This window comes from Nocardia sp. NPDC005746 (assembly GCF_040630785.1).
Classification (GTDB): domain Bacteria; phylum Actinomycetota; class Actinomycetes; order Mycobacteriales; family Mycobacteriaceae; genus Nocardia.
The window spans coordinates 1-13,957 of record NZ_JBEXYE010000022.1; the positions used below are offsets into that span (position 1 = coordinate 1).

The 13,957-nt window shown below is 69.9% G+C and carries 10 protein-coding genes, 1 rRNA gene and 2 pseudogenes; 11 read left to right on the top strand and 2 right to left on the bottom strand.

Annotated elements, in window-relative coordinates:
- The 3 genes and pseudogenes from rrf to ABZ412_RS30505 all read left to right on the top strand — a co-directional run.
- Positions 1-91 (top strand): 5S ribosomal RNA (rrf, locus tag ABZ412_RS30495); the annotation flags it as partial.
- A 1,414-nt stretch (positions 92-1,505) separates the two neighbouring features.
- Positions 1,506-2,234 (top strand): annotated as a pseudogene (locus tag ABZ412_RS30500) (hypothetical protein); the annotation flags it as partial.
- Between the two features lie 239 nt (positions 2,235-2,473).
- On the top strand, positions 2,474-3,367 hold the full coding sequence (locus tag ABZ412_RS30505) for an HAD-IIA family hydrolase (protein WP_357287012.1): 894 nt from the start codon (positions 2,474-2,476) through the stop codon (positions 3,365-3,367).
- Between the two features lie 21 nt (positions 3,368-3,388).
- Here the strand turns inward: ABZ412_RS30505 and ABZ412_RS30510 are convergent.
- Positions 3,389-4,147, bottom strand: a pseudogene (locus tag ABZ412_RS30510) (class I SAM-dependent methyltransferase).
- Positions 4,148-4,268: 121 nt separating this feature from the next.
- Here ABZ412_RS30510 and ABZ412_RS30515 point away from each other — a divergent pair.
- From ABZ412_RS30515 to recN, 4 genes are read left to right on the top strand one after another with little or no spacing between them, the layout of a single operon-like run.
- Positions 4,269-4,601, top strand: coding sequence for a hypothetical protein (locus tag ABZ412_RS30515; RefSeq protein WP_357287015.1), 333 nt, complete (start codon positions 4,269-4,271; stop codon positions 4,599-4,601).
- Position 4,602: 1 nt separating this feature from the next.
- Complete coding sequence (locus ABZ412_RS30520; protein WP_357287018.1) at positions 4,603-5,481, top strand: TlyA family RNA methyltransferase; 879 nt, start codon at positions 4,603-4,605, stop codon at positions 5,479-5,481.
- On the top strand, positions 5,478-6,443 hold the full coding sequence (locus ABZ412_RS30525) for an NAD kinase (RefSeq protein ID WP_357287021.1): 966 nt from the start codon (positions 5,478-5,480) through the stop codon (positions 6,441-6,443). Before ABZ412_RS30520 ends, ABZ412_RS30525 begins: the two co-directional genes overlap by 4 nt.
- Positions 6,421-8,202 carry a DNA repair protein RecN gene (gene recN / locus ABZ412_RS30530; protein WP_357287024.1) on the top strand — a complete coding sequence of 594 codons (1,782 nt, stop codon included), beginning with the start codon at positions 6,421-6,423 and terminating at the stop codon, positions 8,200-8,202. The genes ABZ412_RS30525 and recN overlap by 23 nt, the downstream gene beginning before the upstream one ends.
- A 74-nt stretch (positions 8,203-8,276) precedes the next feature.
- Here recN and ABZ412_RS30535 read toward each other — a convergent pair whose 3' ends face one another.
- Entirely contained in the window at positions 8,277-8,696 is a 420-nt protein-coding gene (locus ABZ412_RS30535) for an SRPBCC family protein (RefSeq protein WP_357287026.1), read from the bottom strand.
- A 182-nt stretch (positions 8,697-8,878) separates the two neighbouring features.
- On the opposite strand from ABZ412_RS30535, the gene steA reads away from it, so the two are divergent.
- From steA to ABZ412_RS30555, 4 genes are all read left to right on the top strand, one after another.
- Entirely contained in the window at positions 8,879-10,090 is a 1,212-nt protein-coding gene (steA, locus tag ABZ412_RS30540; RefSeq protein ID WP_357287029.1) for a putative cytokinetic ring protein SteA, read from the top strand.
- An 8-nt stretch (positions 10,091-10,098) separates the two neighbouring features.
- Positions 10,099-11,022, top strand: coding sequence for a copper transporter (locus ABZ412_RS30545; protein ID WP_357287031.1), 924 nt, complete (start codon positions 10,099-10,101; stop codon positions 11,020-11,022).
- Between the two features lie 132 nt (positions 11,023-11,154).
- A complete protein-coding gene (locus tag ABZ412_RS30550; RefSeq protein WP_357287034.1) occupies positions 11,155-12,882 on the top strand; it encodes a CTP synthase in 1,728 nt (575 codons plus the stop codon).
- 416 nt (positions 12,883-13,298) lie between these two features.
- On the top strand, positions 13,299-13,952 hold the full coding sequence (locus tag ABZ412_RS30555) for an NUDIX hydrolase (protein ID WP_357287036.1): 654 nt from the start codon (positions 13,299-13,301) through the stop codon (positions 13,950-13,952).
- Positions 13,953-13,957: the final 5 nt, after the last annotated feature.

The window sequence follows — 13,957 nt, forward strand, 5'->3', positions numbered from 1 at the left end:
GCCCGGTCCCATTCCGAACCCGGAAGCTAAGGCCACCTGCGCCGATGGTACTGCACTCGACAGGGTGTGGGAGAGTAGGACACCGCCGGAACATCCTTCGCGATAAGGGGACCCTCTTGGGTCCCCTTATCGGCGTTTAAGCACCCGGTGCTGCGTTGACGCTCGAGGCAGCGTGATTGAATTTGGGGTAGGTGGATCGCCCACCCGCCCTCCTCACGCGCTCTCCAGCGCCGTGGCCGGGTACCGCAGGCTACAAAGTACAGAGAGGGATCACCGTGGCGGAGCAGAACGACGGCCGCAAACCCTTCCGCCGCAATGACGGTGGATCCGGACAGGGCGGCTACGGTCGACGCGAGGACGGCGGACGCCGGGACCAGGGCCGGCCGTCGTACGGCGGTGGTCCGCGTCGCGAGGGCGGCGGCGGCCGCGAAGGCGGCTTCAACCGCGGTGGTGGCGGCGGCTTCAACCGCGGCAAGGACAATGAACGCGGCGGTTTCAACCGCTCCGAGGGCGACCGCGATCGCGGCGGCTATCGGGGCGAGGGCCGGACCGGCTCCGATCGTGACGGCGGCAGCCGGAGCGGTTACAGCCGCGGCGACCGCGACGGTGGATTCAACCGGGACCGCGGTGACCGCCGCGAGGGCGGTTTCAACCGTGGTGGGGAGCGCCGTGAGGGCGGCTTCGATCGTGGTGGCGAACGCCGTGAAGGCGGGTTCAACCGTGGCGGTGGCGAACGCCGTGAAGGCGGGTTCAACCGTGGCGGTGGTGACCGTCGCGAAGGTGGCTTCAACCGTGGTGGCGGCAGTGGTCGTCGCGAGGGTGGCTTCGATCGTGGTGGGGAGCGCCGTGAGGGCGGTTTCAGCCGCGGCGGAGATCGTCGTGAAGGCGGTTTCGATCGGGGCGGTGACCGCCGTGAGGGTGGTTTCAACCGTGGTGGCGGCGGCGATCGTCGCGAGGGCGGTTTCGATCGCGGTGGTGACCGCCGTGAAGGTGGGTTCAACCGTGGCGGGGAGCGCCGCGAGGGTGGCTTCAGCGGCGGCGGTGGTGACCGTCGTGAAGGTGGCTTCAGCCGTGGTGGCAGTGGTGACCGCCGTGAAGGCGGGTTCAACCGTGGTGGCGAGCGCCGCGAGGGCGGGTTCAGCCGTGGTGGCAGTGGTGACCGTCGTGAGGGCGGTTTCGATCGTGGTGGGGAGCGCCGTGAGGGTGGCTTCAACCGTGGCGGTGGTGACCGTCGTGAGGGTGGCTTCAACCGCGGCGAGCGTCGTGAAGGCGGATTCGACCGGGGTCGTGGGGAGGATCGTCGCGAGGGCGGGTTCAACCGCGGCGGCGAGCACCGTGGTGGCGGACGGGGATTCGATCGCGACCGTGGTCCGCGTGAGGAGAAGCGGAGCTTCGCGCGCGACGAGGTCGACGCGACCGGTGGTGAGACCGCCCGCGAGGACAAGGATTTCGAGCAGACCGGGACCGGTTCGGGCGAGCGGTCGTTCGATCGCGGTGCGGACCGTCGCCGGGGCGGCGAAGGCGCGCGGGCCGGTGGCGGCCGGCCGGGCGAGCGGCGGTCGGGTCGTCCCGACGAGCCGGGCCTGCCGGACGACGTGCAGCCCTCCGATCTCGAGCCGGCGGTGCGGCGCGATCTGCTGAGCCTGGACAAGAGCAATGCCGAGACGGTGGCCCGGCACCTGGTGATGGTGGCGCAGCTGCTGGACGAGGATCCGGAGCTGGCGCTCGAGCACGCCCGGGCGGCCCGGCAGCGGGCCGGCCGGATCGCCGTGGTGCGCGAGACCGCCGGTGTCGCGGCCTATCACGCGGGTGAGTGGGCCGAGGCGCTGTCGGAGCTGCGGACCGCGCGGCGCATGTCGGGTGGTTCGGGCCTGCTGGCCGTCATGGCGGATTGCGAACGCGGTCTGGGCCGTCCGGAGCGCGCCATCGAGCTGGGCCGCAGTGATGAGGCCCGCGCCCTGCAGGGCGACGAGGCGACCGAGCTGCGCATCGTGGTGGCGGGCGCGCGCATGGACCTGGGGCAGTTCGACCAGGCCGTGGTGACGCTGCAGACCGCGGAGCTGGATCCGGCACGCTCGGGTTCGGCCGCCGCGCGGCTGTTCTACGCCTACGCCGAGGCGCTGCTGGCCGCCGGTCGCGAGAACGAGGCGCTGACCTGGTTCATGAACTCGGCGTCCGCGGACCACGACGGCGAGACCGACGCCGAGGAGCGTGCCGCCGAACTCTCCGGCGAGGGTGACGCCGACGGCGCGGACTGGACCGCGGCCTTCGACGAGGATGTCGAAGACGCCGAGGACGAATCGGATTCGGCTGCGGCGGAGCGGGATTCCGAAGACGATGGACCGGAGAAGTCGGCGAAGCCCGCCGAGGGCTCCGAGAACTAGGACCGGCAAGTGAACTCGACCGTGCGGCAGCGCCACAGCGCAGCCGCACGGTCGTTTCTGTTTCTGTGCACAGTGAGAGGGACGGCGTAATGCGATTGCGGGACCGGTTCGAGGCCTTGCTACTGGATCTGGACGGGACGCTGTTCCGCGGCCACGAGCGGATTCCCGGTGCGCCGGAAGCGCTGTCGGCGGGTGCGCCCGCGCAGCGGCTGATGTATGTCACGAACAATGCGAGCCGTTCGGCGGACGCGGTGGCGCTGCATCTGCGCGAACTGGGTTTCGACGCGCACGAGGACGAGGTGGTGACCAGCGCGCAGGCGGCCGCGCGGCTGCTGGCGCAGCGGATCCCGCCGGGGTCCACTGTGCTCGTGGTCGGCACCGACGACCTGATGTCGGAGGTGGAGAACGTGGGCCTGCAGGCGATCCGTCGCTTCGATGGCGCGTTGCCGAGCGCGGTGGTGCAGGGCCATTCGCCGCAGACGGGCTGGCCGGATCTGGCCGAGGCCGCCTACGCGCTGCGTCAGGGCGCATTGTGGGTGGCCGCCAATACCGACGCCACGTTGCCCACCGAACGCGGTCTGGCGCCGGGCAACGGGTCCATGGTGGCGGCGTTGCGGCACGCGTCGGGACTGGAGCCGATTGTGGCGGGCAAACCGTACGCACCATTGATGGAGGACGCGCTGGAACGCGCGGGCACCCGTGACGCGCTGGTGGTCGGCGACCGCCTCGACACCGATATCGACGGCGCGCACACCACCGGGCTGGAGTCGTTCATGGTTCTCACGGGCGTGAGCACGCTGAAGGATCTGCGCACCCAGCCCGCCGATCGCATGCCGACCTATGTCGCCGAATCCCTGGACGCCCTGAACCATCCGGTGGCCGACCTCGAACCGGTGGTGCCGGGGGAGGGCGATATCGCCGAGGTGATCGCCGACCGTCTGGCCAAGGCGCCCGGCCGCGCGATCACCATCCGCTCCATCTAGCACGCCGCGAGGGATACAGCCTCACAACGGTTTTCGCGCCTCGAACAAGGTTCGTGCCGAATGCGCGACGAAGGGGCCGTCGTGCACGATCTGCCGATGCAGGTCGTGCAGACGGTCCCGATACTCGGCGACGGTGAACCCGGGCACCATCCAGATGACCTTGCGCAGGAAGTACACCACCGCGCCGATGTCGTTGAACTCCACGCGAAGTCGTTCCGGCCGGGCCTGCACGATCTCCAACCCCGCGGCCCGCGCCTCGTCGGCCTCGGTGCCGGGATCACGGAGGCGGCGGGCGTCGGGCTGTGGTCCGAGGAAGTACTCGACGAGCTCGAACACACTCGCCGGATCGACATGCTGCGCGAAGTAGGCGCCGCCGGGTTGGAGAACGCGCGCGATCTCGCTTCACCAGACGGTGGCGGGGTGCCTGCTCGTCACCAGATCGAAGGCCGCGCCGGCGAACGGCAGGGGCGGTTCGTCCGGGTCGGCGACCACCACCGCGCCGCGCGGATGCAGCAGCCGGGTCGCCCGGGCCAGATTCGGCGGCCACGATTCGGTGGCGACCATGGTCGGCGGGAAGACGGCGGCCTCGGCGAGCACCTCGCCGCCGCCGGTCTGGATATCGAGGGCGGCACGCGCGGCCGCCAGTCGCGTCGCCTGGTGCCGCTGGTATCCCCAGGAGGGCCGCTGTTCGGTGGCGCGCCCGTCGAGCCAGGAGAAATCCCACCCGTCCACCGGGGCCGCGTCGGCCTCGGCGATCAGTTCCTCGAAGTCGCTGTCCATTTGCCTCATCCTGTCAGCCGCCCCCGATGGTGGCCGGCACGGCCGCCCCGGTCGGCGGTCGGATCGGGATGCGGCGGGGTACGTGTGTTCGAATGCGGGTTCGGGTAGCGTTATCGCCACGATGACTATGCCCACGCCTCGACCGCAGATTCCCGTGCTGGGACAACATCCCGGCACGCCCGGAGCGCACCCCGGTATGCCGGGTCCCCGCCCGGGCGCGCCGCTGCCGGGACAGCATCTGGCGGGCGCGAATCAGGAGTTCGCCGACCCGGATCGGGTCCGGACCGAGGTGGACGCGCTGCTGGCCGAATTGTCGGCGGGCGCGCCGAATCCGGGCTTCCCGGGCGCGCCGAGCGTGCACTCGGAGGGCACCGACATCGTGCGTCGAGCCAAGATTCTGGAGCAGGCGCACGAGGTACTGGTGCAGGCGCTGGCCACGGTGGACAAGATCTGAGGTGGCCAGGCGCGCGCGGGTGGACGCGGAACTGGTTCGCCGCGGATTGGCGCGGTCGCGGGAACACGCGGTCGAGCTGATCAACGCGGGCCGCGTCCTGATCAATGGGTCGGTCGCCACCAAACCGGCGACCGGAGTCGAAACGAGCACCCCCCTGCTGGTGCGGGAGCAGCCCGACGAGGTGCAGTGGGCCTCGCGGGGTGCGCACAAATTGCTGGGCGCGCTCGAGGCGTTCGAGCCGCAGGGCGTGTCGGTGGACGGCAAGCGTTGTCTGGACGCGGGCGCGTCCACGGGCGGTTTCACCGATGTGCTGCTGTCGAAGGGCGCGAAAGAGGTGGTGGCCGCCGACGTCGGCTACGGCCAGCTGATCTGGCGGCTGCAGAACGACGACCGCGTCCAGGTGCACGATCGCACCAATGTGCGGGCGCTGACGCCCGAACTCATCGGCGGCCCCGTCGATCTGGTGGTCACGGACCTGTCGTTCATCTCGCTGGGGCTGGTGCTGCCCGCGCTGGCGGCCTGCTGCGCGCCGGGCGCGGACCTGCTGCCGATGGTGAAGCCGCAGTTCGAGGTGGGCAAGGAACGGGTGGGTTCCGGTGGCGTGGTGCGGGATCCGGCGTTGCGCGCCGAGGTGGTGCGCGAAGTCGCCGCCGCGGCAGCGGCCCTCGGGCTGCGCACGCGCGGCGTGACGGCCAGCCCGCTGCCCGGTCCGTCGGGGAACGTCGAGTATTTCCTGTGGCTGCGCAAGGAGTCCGCGCCGGTCGAGCCGGATGCGGCCGAACCGGTGGCGACCGGCGTCGGAGCGGCCGCCTACGATGCTGACGAGGCGGCGCGTGTGGCGGCGCTGATCGAGCGTGCGGTGCAGGAGGGTCCACAGTGAACGCGGCGAGCCCGGCCAGGGAAGTGCTGCTGGTCGCGCACCCGGGACGCCCGGAGATCACCGATACCGCGCATCGGGTCGCGAAGATCCTGTGCGGGGCCGGGATCGGGCTGCGGGTGCTCGAGGACGAGGCCTACAGCACCCGCTTCGACCTCGACGACGACGGCACCTCCAACGGCTACCCGATGCGGGTGATGACGCATGACCTGGTCGCCGCGGTCGGCACCGAGATGGTGCTCGCGCTCGGCGGCGACGGCACGTTCCTGCGCGCGGCCGAACTCGCGCGCGCCGCATCGGTGCCCGTGCTCGGAATCAACCTGGGCCGCATCGGTTTTCTCACCGAAGCCGAGGCCGAACACCTCGACGAGGCGCTCTCGCAGGTGGTGCGGCGCGACTACACCGTCGAGGAACGGATGACCATCGACGTCTCCGTGCGCGTCGACGACACGGTCGTGGAACGCGGCTGGGCGCTGAACGAGGCCAGCATCGAGAACGCGGCCCGCATGGGCGTGCTCGAAGTGGTCCTCGAGGTCGACGGCCGCCCGGTGTCGGCGTTCGGTTGCGACGGTGTGCTCGTCGCCACGCCGACCGGGTCCACCGCATACGCGTTCTCAGCCGGCGGTCCGGTGGTGTGGCCGGAACTCGAAGCGCTGCTGGTGATTCCGTCCAATGCCCACGCCCTGTTCGCGCGACCCCTGGTGACCAGCCCGGATTCGCTGATCGCGGTGGAAACGGTGGCGACCGGACACGACGCGATTGTTTTTCTCGACGGCCGACGCACCCTCGCACTGCCGCGGGGCGGCCGGGTCGAGACGGTCCGCGGGACCGAACCGGTGCGGTGGGTTCGGCTCGATTCCGCGCCGTTCGCCGATCGGATGGTGCGCAAATTCCAGTTGCCCGTGACAGGCTGGAGAGGCCGACAGCGGACGGAGAGCACGAGTGCTGACAGAGATCAGGATTGACGGGCTGGGCGTAATTTCCACCGCCACCGCACAATTCCACGAAGGTCTGACCGTTTTGACGGGTGAGACGGGTGCGGGCAAGACGATGGTGGTGACGAGCCTGCATTTGCTCAGCGGCGCCCGCGCCGACGCGGGCCGGGTACGCCTGGGCGCGTCGCGAGCCGTGGTGGAGGGGCGTTTCACCGTCGACGAGGTGCACGACGGTGCACTCGGCGAGGTGGAGGAGGTGCTGGAATCCACCGGGGCCGAACGCGATGACGACGGCAGCATCATCGCCGTCCGCACCGTCGGCAGCGACGGCCGCTCCCGCGCCCACCTGGGCGGCCGGTCCGTCCCCGCCTCGGTGCTCTCGGATTTCACCGGTCCGCTGCTGACCGTGCACGGCCAGAACGACCAGCTGCGGTTGCAGCGCCCGGACCAGCAGTTGCACGCGCTGGACCAGTTCGCCTCCGACGCGGTGGCCCCGCTGCTGGCCAAGTACCAGAAGGCGCGAAAGGCCTGGCTGGACAAGCGCAATCAGCTGCTGGAGCGCACCGCGCGCAGCCGCGAGCTGGCGCTGGAAGCAGATCATCTGACCCAGTCGCTGGCCGAGATCGACGCCATCGCACCCGAACCCGGCGAGGACGAGCATCTCGTCGGCGAGGTGCGGCGGCTCTCGGATCTGGACTCGCTGCGCGAGGCCGGTTCCATCGCCCACGACGCGCTGGCCGGTCCGGCGGATTCGCCGGGCGAGGCGGCGGGCGCGCTGGATCTGCTCGGCACCGCTCGCGCGCGCATCGAATCCTCCGACGACCCGAAGCTGACGGCGCTGGCTCCCCGTCTGGGCGAGGCGATTTCGGTGGTGGTGGACCTGACCACCGAACTCAGCTCCTATCTCTCGGATCTGCCGTCGGATCCGGGCGCGCTGGAGTCCATGCTGACCCGGCAGGCCGAGCTCAAGACGCTGACCCGCAAGTACGCGCCCGATATCGACGGCGTCATCAAGTGGGCCGACGAGGCGCGCACCCGGCTGTCCTCATTGGACGTGTCCGAGGAGGCCCTGGCCGCGCTGGCCGCCGATGTCGAGACCGCCGCGGAGAAGGTGCGCGAGACCGCCCGCAAGCTGACCGCCGCGCGCGGCAAGGCCGCCGGCAAGCTGGCCAGTGCGGTGAGCACCGAACTGGGCGGACTCGCCATGGGCCGCGCCCGGCTCGAGGTCGGAGTCGGTCCGATCCTGGCGGGCGTACAGGATTCGGCGCCGCTGGTCATCGACGGCCAGGAACTGCACGCCGGATCGACCGGTGTCGACGAGGTGGAGTTCCGGCTGGCCGCGCACTCCGGTGCGCATCCGCTGCCGTTGAGCCGCAGCGCTTCCGGCGGTGAGCTCTCGCGCATCATGCTGGCGCTGGAAGTGGTGCTGGCCAGTTCCGAGCACGGCACCACCATGGTGTTCGACGAGGTCGACGCCGGTGTGGGTGGTCGTGCGGCGGTCGAGATCGGTCGTCGCCTGGCGCGTCTGGCGCGCACCCATCAGGTCATCGTCGTGACCCACCTGCCGCAGGTGGCGGCCTTCGCCGACACCCACCTGGTGGTCGACAAGCTCGATGACGGTCAGGCCGTGAAGTCGGGTGTGAAGGCGCTGACCCAGGACGAACGGGTCGTGGAGCTGGCTCGGATGCTGGCGGGCATGGGCGACACCGAGACCGGTCGCGCGCACGCGTGGGAGCTGCTGACCACCGCGCACTCCGAGAAGGTCGGCGCGGCCGCCTCCGGCGAATAGCGCGTCCCCGAACAGAAAACCGGCCGAGACCCGACAGGGTCCGGCCGGTTTTTCGTGCGTTCGTCGCGCCGGTCCTACTTCACGGCCTTGCGCACGCCGCCGATGAGGGCGTTGGTGAGGGCGCGCAGGCCGGGCTCGAGGATCTGGGCCGGAAGCGGGAGGCTCGGCTCGGATTCCATGGTGTAGACGACCCGGGTGCCGCCGGGAGCGTCGGAGAAGGCGATGGTGCCGACGTGCCGCTTGACCGGGGCGCCCGCGATGACGCGGTAGACCATGCGCTCACCGGGGACGAGCTCGGTGGTCTCCTCGGTCGGGCCGATGCCGGCGATGCCGAGCTGGTACTGGGCGCCGACGCCGGACGGGCTGCCGATGCCCGGCTTCTTCAGCGAGATCTTGATGGGCAGAAAGGGATTGAGGCTGTCGCGCTCGGAGAAGAGTTTGTACACGACGTCGCGGGGGGCGGGAATGACGGTGTCGACCGTGGTGCTGGCCATGACGGCATTGTCTCCTTTCGTGCCGGTGCTCGGAGCATATCCTTACCGGCCGGTAAGAAGATAGCCGCGAACCGGACAACCTGCGGCCGCCGGGACTCGAGCAACATTTCGGCGATCGAATGACGATGCTGACCGGCGCGCCTCCATCATTGGTTGAGGGTTTGGGGCGATCATCGGTCGCTATGAAGATGATGGGCCTGCTGTCGCGCAATACCGAAACGCTGCCGGGTCTGACCGGGATGGCCCGGGTGGACCGCAATACCAGGCGTTTGCTGCAGCGCGTGGGCCCGGGGGATGTGGTCGTCCTCGACGAGTGCGACCTCGACCGGCTCACCGCCGACCGCCTGGTCGAGGCCCAGGTCGCGGTGGTGGTCAACGCCTCACCCTCGATCTCCGGGAGGTACCCGAACCTGGGACCGGAAGTGCTGGTGGCCAACGGCATTCAGTTGCTGGACGCGGTCAGCTCGGACGTGTTCAAGAAGATCAAGGACGGCACCAAGGTGCGCGTCGAGGGCGGTGTGGTCTACGGAGACAAGCTCGCCAAGAAGGAGCCCGAGGCCCTCGTGGAGGGCATCGAACTCACCGAGGCGACCATCGCCGAGCGCATGATCGAGGCCCGCAACGGGCTCGCCGACCACCTGGAAGCGTTCTCCGGCAACACCATAGAGTTCATCCGCACCGAGTCCTCCTTGCTCATCGACGGCATCGGCGTGCCCGATGTCGAGGTCGAGATGAAGAAGCGGCATGTCGTGGTGGTGGCCGACGGTCCCGAGCACATCGAGGACCTCAAGCGCATCAAGCCGTTCATCAAGGAGTACGCCCCGATCCTGATCGGCGTGGGCCGCGGCGCGGACACCCTGACCCGCCACGGGTATCGCCCCGACCTGATCGTCGGCGATCCGGAGGAGATCACCGCCACCACGCTCAAATCCGGCGCCGAGGTGATCCTGCCCGCCGACACCGACGGCCACGCCAAGGGGCTCGAGCGCATCCAGGATCTGGGCATCGGCGCGACCACCTTCCCGTCCTCGGGCGCGCCCTCGGATCTGGCGCTGCTGCTGGCCGACCACCACGGCGCGTCGCTGATCGTGACCGTCGGCGCGGCGGCCTCGCTGGACGACTTCTTCGACCGCGGTCGCCGCGACTCCAATCCGGCGACCTTCCTGACCCGTCTCAAGATGGGCACCAAGCTCATGGACGCCAAGGCCGTGGCCTCGCTGTACCGGCACCAGGGTTCCGGCTGGGCGATCGCGCTGGTGGTGCTGGCCGCGCTGGTGGCCCTGGTGGTCGCGGTGCTGGCCACGCACATGGGCGGCGAAGCGGTGACCTGGATTTCCGATACCTGGGATCGCGGATGGCACTGGGTGGAGCGGCTATTGGACCGGCAGAGGTAGAGGACCGAATGATTTCTTTTCGCCACCACGCGATGTCGATCGCCGCGGTATTCCTGGCCCTGGCGGTGGGCGTGGTGCTGGGCACCCGGGCGCAAGGCAACGGGTTGTTCTCCGGCACAGGCGAGCGGCAGCAGGTCGGCGACCTGCGAGCCGAGAACGGACGGCTGACCGAACAGGTGAAGGCGGCCGACGCCTTCCTGTCCGGCGCGTCCGGCAAGCTGCTGACCGGGGCTCTGGCCAATCGGTCGGTTCTGATCTTCACCACGCCCGACGCGGACAGCGGCGATGTCGACGCGGTCAGCGCGGCGCTCACCACCGCCGGGGCCGCGGTCACCGGGCGGGTCGGGCTCACCGGCGCGTTCACCGACTCCTCCGAAGGCGATCGGTTGCGCACCGCGCTGGTGAATATGGTGCCCGCGGGCGCGCAGCTCGAGGTCGACGCCGTCGACCAGGGCAGCCTTGCGGGCGATCTGCTCGGGCAGGTGCTGCTTCTCGATCCGGGGAGCGGGCAGCCGCGCGGCACCCAGCAGGAGCGCGGCCTCGCTGTGGAGACGCTGCGCGGCGGCGGCTTCCTGAACCCCGCCGGCGACGTGCAGCCCGCCCAGCTGGCCGTGGTGGTCACCGGGGACGGCGCGCGGGCCGAGGAGAACAACCGGGGCACGATCATCGCCCGCTTCGCGGGCGCGCTGCGGTCCCACGGTGGCGGTGTGGTGCTGGCGGGTCGCTACGGGGCCGCCGAGGGGCCGGGCGCGATCGCGGTGGCCCGTTCCGAGCTCGGGCTGGCGGCCGTCACCACCGTCGACAACGCCGATCGTGAGATCGGGCGGATCACCACCGTGCTCGGGCTCACCGAGCAGCTGAACGGCGGTACCGGTCGTTACGGCACGGGTGCGAAGGCGACCTCGCTCACAGTCGCCGCCATGCCGCACTGACCGCGGTGAACACAAAGCCAACGCCGAGCACCGGAAAGGTTGCCCGCGACACGCGGAACCGAGTCGATCGCGGGCAACCGAACACGCGTGGCATGCGATCAGCCTCCACAATCCGTGTTACCGTGAAGACCCGTGGGTAATTCACGGATTCCGGCGCGCGCGGCCACGAAACACATCTTCGTCAGCGGCGGTGTCGCCTCTTCACTCGGTAAGGGTTTGACCGCCTCCAGCCTCGGTCAGCTGCTGACGTCGCGCGGTCTGCGCGTCACGATGCAGAAGCTGGATCCGTACCTGAACGTCGATCCCGGCACCATGAACCCCTTCCAGCACGGTGAGGTGTTCGTGACCGAGGACGGCGCGGAGACGGACCTCGACGTCGGCCACTACGAACGGTTCCTGGACCGCGATCTGTCCGGGGACGCCAATGTCACCACCGGCCAGGTGTACTCGAAGGTGATCGCCAAGGAGCGTCGCGGCGAGTATCTCGGCGACACCGTGCAGGTGATCCCGCACATCACCGACGAGATCAAGAGCCGCATCCTCGCGATGACCGGTCCCGATCTGCACGGGCAGGCGCCCGATGTGGTGATCACCGAAATCGGTGGCACCGTCGGCGATATCGAGTCGCAGCCGTTCCTCGAGGCGGCGCGCCAGATCCGCCACGAGGTGGGTCGCGATAACTGCTTCTTCCTGCACGTCACGCTGGTGCCCTACCTGGGCCCGTCCGGTGAGCTCAAGACCAAGCCGACCCAGCACTCGGTGGCGGCGCTGCGCAATATCGGTATTCAGCCCGACGCGCTGATCCTGCGCTGCGACCGCGATGTGCCGCAGCCGCTGAAGAACAAGATCGCGCTCATGTGCGACGTGGATGTGGACGCCTGCATCTCGACGCCGGACGCGCCGTCGATCTACGACATTCCGAAGGTGCTGCACCGGGAGGGCTTGGACGCGTACGTGGTCCGCAAGCTCGGGCTGCCCTTCCGCGACGTGGACTGGACGGTTTGGGGCGATCTGCTGGACCGCGTGCACAACCCGCGCGAAGAGGTCACCGTCGCGCTGGTCGGCAAGTACGTGGACCTGCCCGACGCCTACCTGTCGGTCACCGAGGCGCTGCGCGCGGGCGGTTTCGCCTCGCGGGCCAAGGTGAACATCCGCTGGGTGCAGTCCGACGAGTGTGAGACCGAGGCCGGCGCCCGCTCGCACCTCGCCGATGTCGACGCGATCCTGATCCCCGGCGGCTTCGGCATCCGCGGCATCGAGGGCAAGGTGGGCGCCATCCGCTTCGCTCGCGAGCACAAGATTCCGCTGCTGGGCCTGTGCCTGGGCCTGCAGTGCGTGGTCATCGAGGCGGCGCGCTCGGTGGGCATGAAGGACGCCAACTCGGCGGAGTTCGAGCCCGACACCAAGTTCCCCGTCATCTCGACCATGGCCGATCAGGAGCAGATCGTGGCCGGTGAGGCCGACCTGGGCGGCACCATGCGTCTCGGCGCGTATCCGGCTGTGCTGCAGAAGGATTCGCTGGTCGCGCAGGCCTACGGTGAGACCGAGGTCTCCGAGCGGCACCGCCACCGTTACGAGGTCAACAACACCTACCGCGACAAGATCGCCAAGAGCGGCCTGAAGTTCAGCGGCACCTCCCCGAACGGCCACCTGGTCGAGTTCGTGGAATACCCGCAGAACCAGCACCCGTTCCTGGTCGCCACCCAGGCGCACCCGGAACTCAAGTCCCGCCCGACCCGCCCGCACCCGCTGTTCGCGGCGCTCATCTCGGCGGCGCTGGATTACAAGGCCGCCGAACGCCTCCCGGTCGAGATCCCGGCCGAGGCCCCCGCGCCGGAAGCGGAGAAGGTCTCCAAGTAGTTCTCCGCCGAGGCTGAAAGCCCGAAACCGCCCGAGCGCCCAGCGCGCCGGGCGGTTTCGCATGTCGGCAGCTGCCCGAGATAGGGGAGCGCTGTCGCCCTGGCACCGGCCCTCCTATTCGGCGTGGTGAGGCATTGCCGCCTCGTGGACGGGCAGTCCCGCCTGAGAACGGCCGGTCGCACAGCCGCATCGACCTGGTCGGCCACGACTCGACGCCCGTTCGGCGGTGGCGTGCACCCAGCGTTGGGTGTGTGGCGCGCACTGGGGGTGGCGGCCGTCGCCGGGCGGGGTGTGTGGCATGCCGCGTCCGGGCGGTGGTAGTCGCCACGGGGCGGGGGTGTGGCAGGTACCACGGCCGCGTCGGCGGCAGGCCGGGTGTGTCCTGGCGGCACGGTGATTCGCGCTACGGTTCTCGGATGACGTCCTCCGGTCCGGTTCCCGGTTCACACGAATTCGATGTTCTGTCCAGTCGCACCGTGTATTCGGGAGCGATTCTCGCGCTGCGGCTGGACCAGGTGGTCATGCCCGGCGGCAAGGTGGCCGAGCGGGAGGTGATCGAGCACCACGGGGCGGTCGCGGTGGCGGCGCTCGACGAGGACGAGAATCTGGTGCTGATCAATCAGTATCGGCATCCGATCGGGCGGCGGTTGCTGGAATTGCCCGCCGGATTGCTGGACAAGCAGGGGGAGGATCCGCTGGAGGCGGCCAAGCGGGAGCTGGCCGAGGAGACGGGGCTGGCGGCGCGGGAGTGGGCGGTGCTGGTGGATGTGGCGCTGTCGCCGGGGTTCACCGATGAGGCGCTGCGGGTGTATCTCGCCACCGGGCTGTACGAAACCGACCGGCCTGACCCGGAAATGGAGGAGGCCGACCTCCAATTGCTGCGGATGCCCTTGGCGGAGGCCGTGCAGGCCGCGCTGGCGGGGGAGATCACCAATGCCACCGCGGTCGCCGGAGTCACCGCGCTGATGACGGCTCGGGCCACCGGGGCCGTGCTGCGCCCCGCGGACGCGCCGTGGCCCGGCATGCCGACCGCCTTCCTGGACCGTAAGGCACGGGGGCACGCGGAGTAGATCCC